This is a genomic window from Candidatus Micrarchaeia archaeon (assembly GCA_041653315.1).
In the GTDB taxonomy this organism is placed as follows: domain Archaea; phylum Micrarchaeota; class Micrarchaeia; order Anstonellales; family JAHKLY01; genus JAHKLY01.
This window is the reverse complement of the sequence record JBAZFO010000028.1, coordinates 1-14,589: the sequence shown is the minus strand read 5'-3', so window position 1 is coordinate 14,589 and position 14,589 is coordinate 1. Positions and strand designations below refer to the sequence as shown.

The following is a 14,589-nucleotide window of genomic DNA, read 5'->3' as shown; positions in this document are numbered from 1 at the left end:
AATAAAAAGACTACACAAAGAAAACATAAAAATTACTTATTCTCAATTATATCCTTTATTAAATTCTTTACATAAAAAAGGGTATATCAAAAAAATTGAAGATAAAAAAAATAAAAGGAAAAAATATATATATAAAATAACAAAAGAAGGAGAAGAATGTTTTAGGAATGTAAGAAAATTGATTACCCCAACATTAGAAAAATATATGTTATTTTTATTAAAGGCGAAGTAAAATGAAAGAAAATTTATTAAAAATTGAAAATGTTAAAAAAAGATTTTTGCTTGGTGAAATTCCAGTCGATGCTTTGAGAGGAGTATCATTAGAAATAAAAGAAGGGGAATTAATTAGTATTGTTGGGCCTTCAGGAAGTGGAAAATCTACTTTATTAAATGTTATTGGTTTATTAACAGAACCAACAGAAGGGCATATTTTTTTAGAAAAAAATGATATCTCAAAATTAAATGAAGATGAAAGAGCTTATATAAGGGGTAAAAAAATAGGGTTTGTTTTTCAAACGTTTAATTTAATTCCAACTTTTACTTCTTTAGAAAATGTAGCAGTACCTTTAATGTTTTATGGATATTCAATACAAGAAAGAAATAAAATTGCTAATGAATTATTAAAAAAAGTAGGATTAAGTCACAGATTAAATAACAAACCTTCTCAATTAAGTGGAGGGGAAAGACAAAGAGTAGCAATTGCAAGAGCATTAGCAAATGACCCAGAAATTATATTGGCAGATGAACCAACAGGAAATTTAGATTCAGAAGCAGGGAAATCTATTTTAGATATTTTTTTTAAATTAAATAAAGAAGGAAAAACAATTATTATAGTAACTCATGATCCTAAAATACCAAAATTAACTAATAGAATTATTTATATTAAAGATGGAAGGATAGATAAAGAGGTGAAAGTATGAAAAAAATATTTGGAATTTTAATTTTAATATTAATGGTCAGTTCAGTATTTGCAGATCTTCAAATATCAAATTATGAAGTTTTGCCTGAAACCGCAAGACCAGGAGTTAAAGGAACTGTTACTTTAACTTTATCAAATGGGGGAACTGATCAATTAAAACGAGTATCAGCTTCAGTGCAGCCTTCTTCAGGAATTGAAGCGTTATCTTCAATATATATTGGAGATATGGAATCTGGAGGAACATCTTTTATTTCAGTTCCTTTTACAGTTAAAGAAACAACACCCTCCGGAGTTTATTCGTTAAGAGTATTAATAAGAGGAACAAAAGAAGTGTTAGGCAGTTCAGATGAATCAATATCAAGAGCTATTGATATTCCGATTTATGTTAATAGGCCTCCTTCATTATCAATAATAAGTACAGATAAAAAATTTATTATTGGTGAAAGGTTTAATACTAATTTAACAATATTAAAAGAAGGAGGTTCAGCAACTGATGTCAAAATTTATTCTTCAGATGAAAATTTTATAATTGATAATTCTCCAGTTTATGTTGGTGACATAAATGAAAATCAAATAACTTTTCAAATTTCTGGTTATATCTCATCTAGTATGGATGCAGGAATTTTACCAACTAATTTATCTATAAATTATTTTGATATCTTAGGCAATGAATACACAGAATCTTTAACTCCTTCATTTGAGTTTGAAGAGCAAAAGCATGAATTAGGATTAAATTTAGTCCCAGCTGATTTTAAAAGTGGGGAGACAAAAGAAGTTCAATTAACAATTGTGAATAATGGTCAAAATACATTAGAAGATATTGAATTAACATTAGAAGAAACTTCAGTTTTTGTTCCTTTAAGTGGAGAGAGAGTTAATTTTGATAGATTAGAACCAGGAGAAGAAAAAACAAAAAATATTAAATTAGGTATTAAAGACGTATCTCCAGGATATTATTTAACTAGCTTTGATTTAACTTATATTTCTCAAGCAGGTGAGAAGAAAACAGATTCAATTAAAAAGAATTTAAATATACAACCAAATATTGATATCACAATTTTTGTAGAATCTTCTCCTTCTCCTATGATTGAAGAAGGAAAATATGTTTTATCCTTGAAAGTTTCAAATATCGGGGATTCTGAAATTAAGTCAGTATGGTTTGAATTAGATAATACAGAAGATATTCATTTATTAAATGTACAAAATAAACAATTTATTGGATCTTTGGATTCAGATGATTTCAGCAGTGTTCAATATAATATATATGTATCAAAAATAAACGAAACTGAAAAAATAGAAGAAGTACCAATAAAAGTTTTTTTCAAAGACTCTTTCAATAATAATCAAGTACTAGAAGAAAATGTTTCAATTAAAATATATTCTAAACAAGCTTCTCAAAAGTTTCAAGAGCAAGAATCTAATGGATTAATAATACCAATAGTAATTTTAGTATTATTAGGTGTTGGATACTGGTATTGGAAAAAGAGGAAGAAAAATGCTTCTAGATAAATTTAATTATGCGTTTAGAAGTTTAATGCACAGCCATATAAGGACTTTACTAACTATTTTAGGAGTAGTAGTTGGTGTGGCTGCCATTATAATTCTTCTTTCTGTTTCTTTAGGTTTAGATAAAACAATCGAAACTGAATTAAATAAATTTGGGGCAAATAATGCGGTAGTTTTACCAATATCACAGAATTCTGTTGGTTCTTCAATAGGGCCAGCAGGAACAAGAGTAACTTCAAAATTATATGAATCAGATATTCAAAAAATAAAGGCAGTTTCTGGAGTAAAATCAGCAACTGGGGTTTTAAGTGTTCCAGCAAAAGTAAAATATCGTCAAGAAGAATATAGAATATCTGTTTATGGTATTGATCCATATGTTTTAACAACTTATTATCCAAATGTTGAGATACTAGAAGGAAGAATGCTTCAATCTTCTGATTCAAAAAGTATTGTGCTTGGTTATGATATTGCAAAAAATGTTTTCGATAAAAATATTGATTTAGGTTCAGTTTTAACTTTAAATGATCAATCTTATACAGTTATAGGAATTTTAAAAGAATCTGGTGGTCAAGCAGGTTCAGATAAAAATTTATTCATTTCCTTTAATGATGCACGAATTTTATCTACTTTAAATAAAGATGAAGTTTCAGTAATCTATTTTGTAATACAAGACGGTTTTGAAATTAGGAAAGTTCAGGAAAATGTGGAATTTGTTTTAAGAAATGCACATAGAGTTAAAGAAGGAGAAGAAGATTTTACTATTCAAACAGCAGAAACAGCAAAGGAAAGTATTCAATCTATTCTAGGGTATATTACTTTATTTTTAGGAACAGTAGCAGCTATTTCAATAGTAGTTGGGGGTATAGGAATAATGAATTCAATGTATATGGCTATTACTGAAAGAACTTATGAGATAGGAGTATTAAAATCATTAGGAGTAAAGAAAAATGATATTTTACATTTGTTTTTAATAGAAAGCGGATTAATTGGACTTGGGGGAGGGATAATTGCAGTTATATTTTCAGTATTTGTAGTTAGTATAGCCAATATATTTTTAGAAGGAAGTATTTCATTATTATTAACATGGGAATTAATTTTAGGGGGATTATGTCTTTCCTTTATTTTAGGTTTAATTTCAGGTTATATACCCTCAAAACAAGCAGCAGATCTTGATGTATTAGATGCATTAGGGAGGAAATAAAATGCAAAAGGATTTAGCAGAATATTCATTTAGGAATATTAAAAGAAGAAAAGTCCGTACTTGGCTTACAGTTTTAGCAATTGTAATTGGTATTGGTTCTTTTGTTGCTTTAGTTACTATTGGAGATTCTTTTAAACAAACTATATCTAATGAATTAGAAAGTTTTGGAAAAGAGAGTATTATGGTAATGCCAGGGGATATACGGTCTGCAATGTCTTTTGGGCCTTCTGGTTCTGTTTCCACTGGAAAATTATATGATAAAGATGTTTTAGCAATTGAATCTGTTTCTGGTGTTGAAAGAGTAACTCCCTTGATTTTAGCCCCAGGAGTTGAAATAAAACATTCTGATGAATCTGTTATATATTATGTAATGGGTGTTCCAAATACTTTATTTTTTGAAGATTTTCCAACATATAATTTAGCAAAGGGGCGCGGAATATCTTCTTCTGAATCAGGAGTTGCAGTAATTGGAAACTCATTTGCTAATAGTATGTTTAGTAAAAAATTAGATATTGGTTCGACATTGTATATTAATGATGAAAAGTTTAAAGTAATTGGAATATTAGAAGAGATTGGTGGAACATTTGGTTCTGAAGATGATGCAGGAATTTTAGTGTCATTTAAAGATGCAAGAAAGTTTTCAGAAAACACTTTGGAAAAAGATGAAATTTCTTATGTATTTGTAAAAGCTAAAACTGAAATGAATTTATCAAAAGTATCTGAAGATATTAAATTTGTTTTAAGGAATTTACATAGAGTTAAAGAAGGAGAAGAAGATTTTACAATAATTAATTATGATTTTGTGGTTGAAGCATCAGACATGGTTTTAGGAACATTTGTGCTTGCTTTAAGTTTAATAGCTGCTATTTCTCTGCTTGTTGGAGGAATAGGAATAATGAATACGATGTATATGTCTGTTTTTGAAAGGACACGAGAATTAGGAACACTTAAAGCATTGGGTGCATTAAAAAAAGATATTTTAATGGTTGTTCTAATTGAAAGTGGATTTTTAGGCTTAATAGGAGGTATTTTAGGAGTTTTAATAGGAATTGGATTGAGTATTTTAGCAGTTTTTTTAATAGGAATAGAAATAGTTTATAACCCAATTATACTTTTAGGAAGTATTGTTTTATCATTTTTAATTGGATTAGTATCTGGTTATTTTCCAGCTAAACGTGCAGTTGATTTATCTCCAACAGAAGCACTAAGATATGAGTAATTTTCTATAGGTCTTTGTGGGAGTGGAAGATCTGATTTTTTAACTTTAAATATAGGAATTATCAATCCTTTTTTTAAATTATCCTCCTGCATTTTAATTCTATGTTTTATTTTTTCTATTATTTTTTCACTTTCTTCTTTGTTTTTTTCATTTGGTATAAATGGAACCCATAAACAATAGTTTCCATTTTTTATTTTTGAAGCGCAAACGAATTCATCTTCAAATTCACAGATATAAATTTCTTTATCTAAAATTTCAAATTTAAATATATCTAATGTTGAAAAAGTAGCAGATAAATAAAATTCAATATTTGTTTTATCAAGTATTTTATTTGGTATTTTTCTTAAATCAATCTCTTTTTCCCCAAAATAAAAATCATTTTCAAAAGGGATATAAAGATCTCCATCAAATAATTCTTCTCTTTTTCTTAAAAGAGCATTACATTTAAGTAGTTGTTTTGTTAAAAATAATTTAAGATATACTCCGCCAGCTATTGTTTTTCTTTCTGAATTTATAAAAATAGTTGCGCAAGTACTTTTTATTATTTCTCTTTCTTCTGGAGTTAGTTCAATTTTTGATCTTTGTTTCTCTTTAAAATCTATTAAAACACATACTTCTATTTCCTTTGAATCTATATTGTATATATAATGAATTTCTCGTGAATTTGGATACCAATGATACTCAGGTTTCCCTAGAAATTTCATTACAAAAATATCAAAAAAATGTGCAGCAGATAATCTACTTAAAGTTTTATCTTTATAAATAGTTTTTAGATCTAATTTTATATATTTAGTAAAACACTTTTGAAATTCGTTATCCATATATTATTTTGCTGTTTTCAGAGTTTATAAAGTTATACTTTTTCCCATTTTATATCATTTCTTTCACATAAATCTACTATAAGCTGTCTTTGATCTGATTTCAAACCTTTCCAATCTATTAATACTTTTTCTATTTTTTCAACATTTTTATTAAGCACCTGTTTAAACATTTCTTCCGCACTTTTTTCAAAATCATCAAAACGATATTTAGGGAGAATATGAGATATAGCATAATTTAATTTTTTATATTCTCCATCATTTAGTTCATATTTGTTGAATTTAGAAGCATAATGTCCTCCTCCAAATCCTAAAACAGTTGGATATTTTGTGTTGTCTGGAATTGAGTTTATTATTGCATCACCAATTAGTTCAACTGCTTCTTTATCATTCCATTCTTCTTCAGTTGAGCCTATTTCAACAAACATTATTGGTGTTTTTTCATTAATTTCTGGGGGAGTAGGGCCGTGATGGTCAACTTCTAATGTTATTTCCCATCCTCTTTCTTTCTCTATTTTTATTAATCCTCTTTCTTCAGCTAACTTATTTATATTTAATAAAATTGTTTTCATTTTAGAAGAATAACACATATTTAATGTTTCTTTTTTCCCACCTAAATCTGCTGTTGACCAATTTCCAGGCACATGAACGCCCAGAGTTTTTGTATTTGAAGTGCTTTTATGTGTGGACGGAACAATTAAATAATCTGATTCATCTTTAAATGAAAAATCAATTACATTTTCTTCAACTTTTACAATTTTTACTTCTATATTTTGTATATTTTTACCCCATTCATTTTCATTAGTTTTTTCAAAATTATATTTATTAATAATATATTCACATATGTTTTTACTCGCAGTATTTATTTTTGAATAGATTAAAGTAGGCATATTAAAACAATTAAGAAAAAAGCTTAAAAAGACTCGTAAACTAATTAAAGTATGAATAAATTGATTTTTTTGTTTTTATTAGTTTTTTCTTTTTCATTATTTGCACAAATATGCGATGATAGTGGAGATTGTACAGAAGGGTATTGTTATAATGGAGAATGTGTAAATCCAGATATAGCAGATAAAATAATTGGATTGCCTTGTGTTTCTACATATGATTGTATTGAAGGGTATTGTATTCAAGATTTAGGAAAATGTATAATACCACTTACTGGGGAAAAACTTATAAATTTTGGATTTAAAGGAGGGTGTACAGGAATAGTTGTATGCCCAGAAAATAATCTTATTTGTTTTATATTATGTAATTTGATTTGGATAATTTTATTGGTGTTATCTATATTAGCAGCATATTTTTCGAAAGATTTATCAAATAAATTAATTCCTATTTTCGCATTTATTTTACCTTTATTTGTGGCGTTAGTGAGTATACCTTTTGCTGGAATAATTGTTGCAGTAATAGAATTAATTTTGATAACTTATTATAAAAAACAAATAGAGGAAAAAACAATTCCTAAAAAAGAAGAAGATACTACAGATTATCTCTCTCCTTTAAAAAACAAACAAGAAGAATATTAAAAGTCTAAAATAGATGCCTGTTTCTTTTTTGGTTTTTTATTTTCAATTATTGGTTTAGTTTCATTTAATGTTTCATTTTTTGAAATTATTTCATTATTTTTACTCATTTCTTTAATTATTTTTTTCATTTTATTTTCTTTTTTCTTTGAAGCCCAATAGAATGCTTCATCCTGTGTATTTTTTGTTATTAATATTATTACTTCCCCTTCTTTGTGTCTTCCAGTTCTTCCGCGTCTTTGAATGCTTCTAATTGCTGATGGAGTTGGTTCATAAAAAATAACTAAATCTACCGAAGGGAGGTCTAATCCTTCTTCACCAACACTTGTGCAACATAAAACATCAAATTCTTTATTTTTGAATTCTTCAATAATTCTTTTCTGATCTTTTTGAGTAAATCCTTTTTTTTGCCCCATAAATTCTTTAGCAGTTATATTATTTTGATTTAATATTTTTGTTAAATAAATAATTTGATCCCTATATTGAGCAAAAACAATAGCAGTTTTTCCTTTGTTTCTTTCTAAAATATTTATTAATTCTTGAACTTTTGGGTGTTCTTTATTTTTTAATAAATTTTCAGCTATTTTTAATCTATAATCTCTTAATACTCTTTCAACTCCTTTGGATGTTTTTTCATATTTCATTTTATTTAAATAATTTTCAAAAGTTGTTATTCCTTGTGTTTCTAATAATTCTATTAAATGAGACAAATTAAATATAGATGAATAATAAGACATAGCAGCATATTTGGAGTTAGTTTCTATTTTTAAAATTCTTTTTTGTGCCTTTATCAATTCAACTTTTGAAGGAATTCTTATGAAAATACCAAATTTTTGTAATATTTCTAAATATTCCTTATACATTTCTTTTAAATATTTTACTGCTTCTTTCATTTCTATATTTAATTCAATAAAAATCCATTTCATATTTGTTTTTTGAACATATTTTTCAACATCTTTATCATCATGTGTTCTTGCTTCTATATTTTTTATATATAATGCATTCATAATTTCTTCAATTCTTTTTTTATCTCCACCTGGTGAAGCAGTCATACCTATAATTTTAACATTATTTTTTATTGTGTTTTCAGCTACAAAAGTATATGCATAGTTGCCTACTGACCTATGTGCTTCATCAATAATACATAATGAATATTTTGAAAGATCCAAACGTTTATTTTCAATATCATTTTTAGCTGTTTGCGGAGTTGAAATACAAATTGTTTTTTTCCATAATTCTATTCTTTCTTTTGGTTTTATGCTCCCATTTATTAATACTATTTCATTTTCATCAATATCTAAGTGTTTTTTTATTGATTTAAAATGCTGTTCTGCCAATGGCCTTGTAGGCGCCATAAATAAGATATTTCCTTCTGTTTTTAATTTGTCAATCATAATAAGCGCAATTAAGGTTTTTCCTAATCCAGTTGGTAAAATAACTAATGTATTTCCTTTTTTAAGCGCAGAGTCAGCTATGTTTTTCTGATATTCTCTTGGTTCAATATCTTTAAGCATTATTAAATTTTGTAAGTATGTTTTATTAAATTATTTATTTAATAAATCTCAGCTTTTTAAGTCATTATTTTGACTAATTATATTATAATTTAGTCATTATTTTGACCAAAATTATCTAATTTTAACCCAGAAGTATTTTTTTATTAAGTAAAATATTTCTATTTTTAGTCATTATTTTGACTAATTATATTGAAATTTAGTCATTATTTTGACTAAAATTAATATTGTTAATTATTTCCTTATCAAAACAGCAGGTTTTTAAACTAAAAAACTGCTAAAAAATATATGCAAAAGCGCAATTTAAAATTATATTTTACCTTCGCAGTTATTATACTAGCTTTAGCTGTATTTTTATCTATAGATTTTCTTAGTTTATCTATACAAGTTGATGAACCTATTGCTCAGGAGAGTTTATCTATAGAAGATGAATTTTTTAAAGAGGAGATGGTAGTAGGAGCAAGCAGACAAATAAATGATACGTTTGAAACTGATGAAGAACCACCTGCTTTTTTTGAAGATAATATTCTATATACTCAGATAATAAAATATATTTCATTGATTGTTATTGCTATTTTTCTTGTTTTTGCAGGCTATCAAATCTTTTTTCAAAGAGTGCCTGATGTATTATCTAACGATTTAAGAATGAGTATGCTTTTAGAATTGCGCGAAGCAGATAAAGTTCCTACTTATTTTAGTACAAAATATGATAAAAGCAAATCAACAATTTCAGAGCATTTAGATAAATTAGTAAGCGCAGGATTAGTTGAGCGCGTTCAAGAGCCTGGAAAGAAATTTGTTTATTATAGAATCACAAGAGAAGGTAAAAATATATTAAGAGAAAAAAAGGCAGCTTAATTCAATACATAATACATTCTTTGTAAGAATGTGAAAATTGTTAGAATAACTATTAAGAATATAAGAGAAGATGTGTATAAAGGCGCAAAAACTACTGATAAAAGCGCTATAAATATTAAACCAACTCTTTCAGCGCGCTCTAAAAGACCTTTTAAGTTAACTGCTTTTTCATGGCTTAAAACTTGTCTGTGTTCAGCATATGCTTTTACAAATGAAGTCATACAAGTTCCAAAGAATAAAATTGAAATTATTTGTAAATCAATAGGTATCAAATATCCAGTTATTCCATAAAAATTTATCCATTTTAATAAAATGAGCAAAACAAATAATTCAACTATCCTATCTGCTATTCCATCTAAAAAAGCGCCTTTTTTGGAAACTTGATTTTTAGCTCTTGCTACAATTCCATCAAATGCGTCAAATACAAATGCTAAGCATATTAATCCTAAAATATAATATATATTTAATGTTTCTGCATAAATAAAAGCAATTAAAGCAAAAATAACTGATAAAATAGTAATAATATTGGGAGATAAAGGGCAAAATCTAAAAATAGAAAATAAGTATTTTTCTTTTTTTTCAAATTTTCCAGAATTTTTTAACATTTTATCACTTATTATAATATAAAGTATTTACAATATGTCCATTAAACATTTCAATTTTTATTTCACCCATTGGCAAATCATAATCTGGTTTTCTATTGTTTGTTTCTAAATAAATTGTATCTACTGTTTTATCAATTTCATATAAAGGAGTTATTGATTTTTTAATATCTGATACTATTGATTTAGCAGAAGTTAATTCAGAATTTTTATAAGATATTTCTGGACAAAACATATATGTTTCAATTAATTCATTTAATTCTATATTTTTTGAGGTTTTACTTATTTCAGTTAAATATTCTTCAATTTCTTCTAAGGATTCTAAACTTTTTTCTTCAATTACTTCATCAAAAATTTCTTTATACTCTTCTTCATATTTATCTAATTTTTCTGTGTTTGTTTTATAACTCAGAATTAAATTAACAAAATCTTTTCCAATACCAAAGGAATATGTATCACAAATATATACTGTTCTGCACGCAACTAAACATGAGTCTTCATCATCACAAGGTAATCTATCTATCCCAGTATATTGCTTACATTTTTCCTCTTGTTCTCCCCTGCTTTCAAAAAAGTTTTTTGTATGTTCTTTTGCTTTTTCTAATCTCTCAAATTGATTTTCTATGCTCAAATTGTTATTTTCTTCATAATATGCCATTAAAACTTCTTTAATTGTTTCTTTATCATTAATAAAATAATATCTATTATCTACCTTTTCCATTACAAAAAGTTCTGCACCACCAGAAATAACTAATTCATAATTATTTCCTTCATAAATTACCCCTTCATATCTAAAAGTATCTCCTTGTTCTAAATAAGTAAATATTATTTGTTCTATTGTCATTGAATTAGAAATGCATAATAAACTAATTAAAAAAAATGTAATTATTGTTATTTTCATATGTATTATTTTGATAGTATGATTTTAAAGTGTTTTTATCAAAATTATTTTATGAATATATTAATTACAGGAACACCCGGAACCGGAAAAACAGAAATTTCAAAAGAATTAGCTAAAAAATTAAAAATGCAATTAATTAACGTGAATGAATTAATAGAAAAACATAAATTTTTTAATAAAATAGATAAAGAAGATAATTCTAAAATAGTGAATTTAAAAGATTTAGAAGATTATTTAAGAAATCATATTTCCTCAGAAGAAGGATTTATTGTTGAAAGCCATTTATTATGCGAATTAGAATTGCCTGCAGATTTTGTTTTTGTTTTAAGAACCCATCCTAATTTATTGAGAAGTAGATTATCTAAAAGAAAATATATAAAAGATAAACTAGAAAATAATATTTCTTGTGAAATTTTGGATTATTGTTTATTAAAATCAGAATCAAATTATCCAATAGAAATCATATATGAAATAAACACCACCAATAAAACACCAATAAAAGTAATTAAAGAGATACAAGATATTTTAAAAGGCAAAAAAAAGAATAAACATATTGATTGGAGTAAAAAGATATTTAATGAAAAAATAGATCTTAAAAAAATTAAAGATTTATAAAATCTTTAGCCATTTTTCCTTTTGGAAAAAGTTTTCCATTTTTTGCTTTTATTGGGAGCTGGTATTCTTCGCATATTTTTATTAATTCTGGTAAATCTATAAATTTTTCAGCAGTTAAAAAAGGAATTTTTCCTTCTGGGGTGTCTTCTTTTATTATTCTAAATGTAACTCTTTGTTTTATACCTGTTTTTTTTATTTCTATGAGAATCTCTCCTTTTTTTAATAATTCTTCTCTATTCATTTTCACACCTATATTTTTTTTGATAAATTAGTCAGATATAATTTAGCTTTTTTTATTTCTTCTTCTCCTTTTTTTGTTATTTTATAGTATTTTCTTCTTTCTTTTAAATATGATTCAATCATATTCTCTTCTTCTAATTTGTATAAAATTAGATACATCATTATTCTGCTTGGTTTAAATCCAAATTTATTTTTTATTTCTTGATTTAAAGTATATGCGTGTAAATCTCTTTTTTTTAATAAGGATAAAACATAAATCCAAATATTATTTATTTGAGTATGTTTTTCAAGTCTATTTAATGGTTTTCCCATGATTTAATTTTAAAGATAAGTATTTAAAAGGTATAGTATTTATATAAATACAAAATATATATGGCTATTAAATAGGTGATTGAATGGGAAAAATAAAAGTAGGCGTAGTAGGAGTAGGAAATTGTTTTGCTGGTTTATATCAAGGTTTAGAATATTATAGAAGAACAAATAATACAGTTGTAGGCATAATGAATGATAAGTTGGGGGATTATTCATGGAAAGATATTGAGTTTGTATCTGCATGGGATGTTTCAAAGCATAAAGTTAGAAAAGAATTGAGTGAAGCACAATATGCAAAACCTAATTTTGTTGATTATGTTAAGGATATGCCAAAAACAGAAGTAATTGTTAAAGAATCACCAAGATTAGATGGGGTAGGTAAATATGTTGAAGATTGGTTTGATCCAATTGAACAGACTAAACCCATTGATGAATTAAAAAAAGAGATATTAAATGAAATAAGAGAAAAACAAGTAGATGTTATTGTAAATTATCTGCCTGTTGGTTCTGAAAAAGCAGTTGAATTTTGGGCAGATATATGTTTAGAAACTAAAACTGCTTTTGTAAATTGTATGCCTGTTTTTATTGCTTCTAATGAAGAATGGAATAATAAATTCAAACAAGCAGGAGTTCCTGTTATTGGTGATGATATTAAATCCCAAGTAGGGGCAACCATTATACATCGTGTTTTGTCTAAATTATGTGATGATAGAGGTGCTAAAATTAAACATACTTATCAGTTAAATGTTGGGGGAAATACAGATTTTAAAAATATGCTTGAAAGAGAAAGGTTAGTCTCTAAAAAAATATCTAAAACCGAGTCTGTTCAAAGCCAGTTAACAGAGCGTCTTAATGAAGATGATATACATATTGGTCCAAGTGATTTTATACCTTTTTTAAAAAATACCAAAATATGTTTTATTAAAATGGAAGCAAATTCATGGGCAGATGTTCCTTTTAAAATTGATTTAAAATTAGAAGTTGATGACAAAGCAAATTCTGGAGGAGTAGTAGTAGATGCTATTAGATTAGTGAAGATAGCAAAAGATAGAAATTTAGGGGGTTCAATAGATGAAGCTTCAGCTTATTTATTTAAACACCCGCGCGTTCAATACTCAGATTCAGAAGCAAAAGAGTTAATACAAAAATTTGTAAATGCTTAGAGCCTTTCTTTTATTAAAGGCGCTATTATTCTCAAATCAGGAGATAAATTAACTGAATCTATTGCGCTTATTGGTATCCATTTAATTTCACTGAATAATTCAGGTTCATTTATTTTAGGCTCTTCACTAATTAAATTAGTAGTAAATTTATTAGCAATTGCTTTTCTGCCGTCTGGAGTAGTAAATACTACATTTGAAAAAAATACTAGATTATCAATTTCAAAATCACTTCCTACTTCTTCTCTTAATTCTCTTTCAGCATTTTCTCTTAAAATTTGAATATTTATTAAATTCTCAGTTGTTTCGACTTTTCCACCAGGAGTTTCATAATGTCCGTGATCTTTTCTTTTTAATAGTAAAATTTCCTTATTTTTGTTTATTAATAAGCATCCAGATAAAATTAATTTGTCTTCCATTCTTTTTCCTCCACAAAAATATTGTGAAAACAATTTTAAACTAAACTTATTATAATTGTTTTGGTGAATATATGAAAAATATAATTTTAATAGGAATTATGATGTTTTTATTATGTGTTTCTAATGCAGCTTTTATTGAAGAACTGGAAGTATTAGTTGTTGATTCAAAAAATAGGTCTATGGAAGGAGTAGCAGTATGGACAAATTATCAATTAAATAGTATAAAAGGATTTGTAACGACAAATAAACAATATACTGATAAATATGGAATCGTGAATTTAAAATTAACAAATACTGAATATCAAGAATCTTTAACAGAAACAGAATATACTTTATTTGTAGAATACATGGGAGAACAGCAGTCGCATAAAATTGATGCTGAAAGTGGAAGAAGATCAAGAACTTATTATATTAATATAAGCCAGGTGACAATACGTGTTTTTGATGAATATAAAGGCGGTTTAAAAGCAAATGTTACTATTTTAAATACAACAAAAGCAACAGGAAGCGGGGGATTCACATTTTTTAATTTACCAAAAGGAGATTATGAAGCAATAATAGATTATACTAATTCAAATGAAACATACCAATTTACAATGGAAGGAGAAGATATATTAATTGAAATTCCATTAACTGAATATGAACTAAATGTAAGTTTTGTAGATGATAAAGGTAATCCTTTAGATGGTGTCATAAAAGTAGCAGATAAAACAAAAGAAGTTGAAAATGGATTTGTAAATATTAAATTTACGGCAATTCCTCCAATTATAATTGAAGGAACAGCG

At 26.2% G+C, this 14,589-nt stretch carries 18 protein-coding genes; 10 read left to right on the top strand and 8 right to left on the bottom strand.

Features of this window, described 5'->3' with window-relative positions; genetic code table 11:
• The 5 genes from WC356_05765 to WC356_05745 all read left to right on the top strand — a co-directional run.
• Positions 1–232, top strand: a 232-nt coding sequence (locus WC356_05765) for a PadR family transcriptional regulator (GenBank protein MFA5382652.1), incomplete at its 5' end; no start/stop codon positions are given.
• Position 233: 1 nt separating this feature from the next.
• Positions 234–920 (top strand): ABC transporter ATP-binding protein, encoded by a 687-nt coding sequence (locus WC356_05760; GenBank protein ID MFA5382651.1) that lies wholly within the window; start codon positions 234–236, stop codon positions 918–920.
• Complete coding sequence (locus WC356_05755) at positions 917–2,428, top strand: hypothetical protein (protein ID MFA5382650.1); 1,512 nt, start codon at positions 917–919, stop codon at positions 2,426–2,428. The genes WC356_05760 and WC356_05755 overlap by 4 nt, the downstream gene beginning before the upstream one ends.
• Positions 2,415–3,626 carry an ABC transporter permease gene (locus WC356_05750; GenBank protein ID MFA5382649.1) on the top strand — a complete coding sequence of 404 codons (1,212 nt, stop codon included), beginning with the start codon at positions 2,415–2,417 and terminating at the stop codon, positions 3,624–3,626. Before WC356_05755 ends, WC356_05750 begins: the two co-directional genes overlap by 14 nt.
• A gap of 1 nt (position 3,627) precedes the next feature.
• Positions 3,628–4,845, top strand: coding sequence for an ABC transporter permease (locus tag WC356_05745; protein ID MFA5382648.1), 1,218 nt, complete (start codon positions 3,628–3,630; stop codon positions 4,843–4,845).
• Here WC356_05745 and WC356_05740 read toward each other — a convergent pair.
• Positions 4,785–5,666: a hypothetical protein gene (locus tag WC356_05740; protein MFA5382647.1), complete on the bottom strand. Its 882-nt coding sequence runs from the start codon at positions 5,664–5,666 to the stop codon at positions 4,785–4,787. The two genes, WC356_05745 and WC356_05740, sit on opposite strands and share 61 nt — an antisense overlap.
• 32 nt (positions 5,667–5,698) lie before the next feature.
• On the bottom strand, positions 5,699–6,553 hold the full coding sequence (locus tag WC356_05735; GenBank protein MFA5382646.1) for a D-aminoacyl-tRNA deacylase: 855 nt from the start codon (positions 6,551–6,553) through the stop codon (positions 5,699–5,701).
• Positions 6,554–6,604: 51 nt separating this feature from the next.
• Between WC356_05735 and WC356_05730 the strand changes: the two genes are divergently transcribed.
• Positions 6,605–7,189, top strand: a complete 585-nt coding sequence (locus WC356_05730; protein ID MFA5382645.1) for a hypothetical protein — start codon at positions 6,605–6,607, stop codon at positions 7,187–7,189.
• On the opposite strand, the gene WC356_05725 is transcribed toward WC356_05730, so the two are convergent.
• Positions 7,186–8,700 (bottom strand): helicase-related protein, encoded by a 1,515-nt coding sequence (locus WC356_05725; protein ID MFA5382644.1) that lies wholly within the window; start codon positions 8,698–8,700, stop codon positions 7,186–7,188. The two genes, WC356_05730 and WC356_05725, sit on opposite strands and share 4 nt — an antisense overlap.
• Before the next feature lie 285 nt (positions 8,701–8,985).
• Here WC356_05725 and WC356_05720 point away from each other — a divergent pair, with 285 nt between their 5' ends.
• Positions 8,986–9,555 carry a winged helix-turn-helix domain-containing protein gene (locus WC356_05720; GenBank protein ID MFA5382643.1) on the top strand — a complete coding sequence of 190 codons (570 nt, stop codon included), beginning with the start codon at positions 8,986–8,988 and terminating at the stop codon, positions 9,553–9,555.
• Here the strand turns inward: WC356_05720 and WC356_05715 are convergent.
• Both WC356_05715 and WC356_05710 read right to left on the bottom strand, forming a co-directional pair.
• The gene (locus WC356_05715; protein ID MFA5382642.1) at positions 9,552–10,160 is read right to left on the bottom strand and encodes a CDP-alcohol phosphatidyltransferase family protein; all 609 of its coding nucleotides are present in this window, start codon (positions 10,158–10,160) and stop codon (positions 9,552–9,554) included. The genes WC356_05720 and WC356_05715 overlap by 4 nt on opposite strands.
• 4 nt (positions 10,161–10,164) lie before the next feature.
• Positions 10,165–11,058: a hypothetical protein gene (locus WC356_05710; protein MFA5382641.1), complete on the bottom strand. Its 894-nt coding sequence runs from the start codon at positions 11,056–11,058 to the stop codon at positions 10,165–10,167.
• 51 nt (positions 11,059–11,109) lie between these two features.
• Here WC356_05710 and WC356_05705 point away from each other — a divergent pair, with 51 nt between their 5' ends.
• A complete protein-coding gene (locus WC356_05705) occupies positions 11,110–11,673 on the top strand; it encodes an adenylate kinase family protein (GenBank protein MFA5382640.1) in 564 nt (187 codons plus the stop codon).
• Here the strand turns inward: WC356_05705 and WC356_05700 are convergent.
• Together WC356_05700 and WC356_05695 are read right to left on the bottom strand one after the other, a co-directional pair.
• On the bottom strand, positions 11,660–11,914 hold the full coding sequence (locus tag WC356_05700; GenBank protein ID MFA5382639.1) for a hypothetical protein: 255 nt from the start codon (positions 11,912–11,914) through the stop codon (positions 11,660–11,662). The genes WC356_05705 and WC356_05700 overlap by 14 nt on opposite strands.
• 8 nt (positions 11,915–11,922) lie before the next feature.
• On the bottom strand, positions 11,923–12,225 hold the full coding sequence (locus WC356_05695) for a helix-turn-helix transcriptional regulator (protein MFA5382638.1): 303 nt from the start codon (positions 12,223–12,225) through the stop codon (positions 11,923–11,925).
• A gap of 83 nt (positions 12,226–12,308) precedes the next feature.
• Here WC356_05695 and WC356_05690 point away from each other — a divergent pair, with 83 nt between their 5' ends.
• Complete coding sequence (locus WC356_05690; protein ID MFA5382637.1) at positions 12,309–13,388, top strand: inositol-3-phosphate synthase; 1,080 nt, start codon at positions 12,309–12,311, stop codon at positions 13,386–13,388.
• On the opposite strand, the gene WC356_05685 is transcribed toward WC356_05690, so the two are convergent.
• On the bottom strand, positions 13,385–13,804 hold the full coding sequence (locus WC356_05685) for an NUDIX hydrolase (GenBank protein ID MFA5382636.1): 420 nt from the start codon (positions 13,802–13,804) through the stop codon (positions 13,385–13,387). The two genes, WC356_05690 and WC356_05685, sit on opposite strands and share 4 nt — an antisense overlap.
• 71 nt (positions 13,805–13,875) lie before the next feature.
• On the opposite strand from WC356_05685, the gene WC356_05680 reads away from it, so the two are divergent.
• On the top strand, positions 13,876–14,589 hold a 714-nt coding region (locus WC356_05680), incomplete at its 3' end, for a hypothetical protein (GenBank protein MFA5382635.1).

Excerpts from the sequence above, each read along its gene's own strand:
- WC356_05715 (MFA5382642.1), bottom strand. The coding sequence starts at position 10,160 with ATGTTAAAAAATTCTGGAAAATTTGAAAAAAAAGAAAAATACTTATTT.
- WC356_05755 (MFA5382650.1), top strand. The coding sequence starts at position 917 with ATGAAAAAAATATTTGGAATTTTAATTTTAATATTAATGGTCAGTTCA.
- WC356_05725 (MFA5382644.1), bottom strand. The coding sequence starts at position 8,700 with ATGCTTAAAGATATTGAACCAAGAGAATATCAGAAAAACATAGCTGAC.
- WC356_05695 (MFA5382638.1), bottom strand. The coding sequence starts at position 12,225 with ATGGGAAAACCATTAAATAGACTTGAAAAACATACTCAAATAAATAAT.
- WC356_05720 (MFA5382643.1), top strand. The coding sequence starts at position 8,986 with ATGCAAAAGCGCAATTTAAAATTATATTTTACCTTCGCAGTTATTATA.
- WC356_05745 (MFA5382648.1), top strand. The coding sequence starts at position 3,628 with ATGCAAAAGGATTTAGCAGAATATTCATTTAGGAATATTAAAAGAAGA.
- WC356_05705 (MFA5382640.1), top strand. The coding sequence starts at position 11,110 with ATGAATATATTAATTACAGGAACACCCGGAACCGGAAAAACAGAAATT.
- WC356_05690 (MFA5382637.1), top strand. The coding sequence starts at position 12,309 with ATGGGAAAAATAAAAGTAGGCGTAGTAGGAGTAGGAAATTGTTTTGCT.
- WC356_05760 (MFA5382651.1), top strand. The coding sequence starts at position 234 with ATGAAAGAAAATTTATTAAAAATTGAAAATGTTAAAAAAAGATTTTTG.
- WC356_05740 (MFA5382647.1), bottom strand. The coding sequence starts at position 5,666 with ATGGATAACGAATTTCAAAAGTGTTTTACTAAATATATAAAATTAGAT.
- WC356_05685 (MFA5382636.1), bottom strand. The coding sequence starts at position 13,804 with ATGGAAGACAAATTAATTTTATCTGGATGCTTATTAATAAACAAAAAT.
- WC356_05700 (MFA5382639.1), bottom strand. The coding sequence starts at position 11,914 with ATGAATAGAGAAGAATTATTAAAAAAAGGAGAGATTCTCATAGAAATA.
- WC356_05750 (MFA5382649.1), top strand. The coding sequence starts at position 2,415 with ATGCTTCTAGATAAATTTAATTATGCGTTTAGAAGTTTAATGCACAGC.
- WC356_05730 (MFA5382645.1), top strand. The coding sequence starts at position 6,605 with ATGAATAAATTGATTTTTTTGTTTTTATTAGTTTTTTCTTTTTCATTA.
- WC356_05735 (MFA5382646.1), bottom strand. The coding sequence starts at position 6,553 with ATGCCTACTTTAATCTATTCAAAAATAAATACTGCGAGTAAAAACATA.
- WC356_05710 (MFA5382641.1), bottom strand. The coding sequence starts at position 11,058 with ATGAAAATAACAATAATTACATTTTTTTTAATTAGTTTATTATGCATT.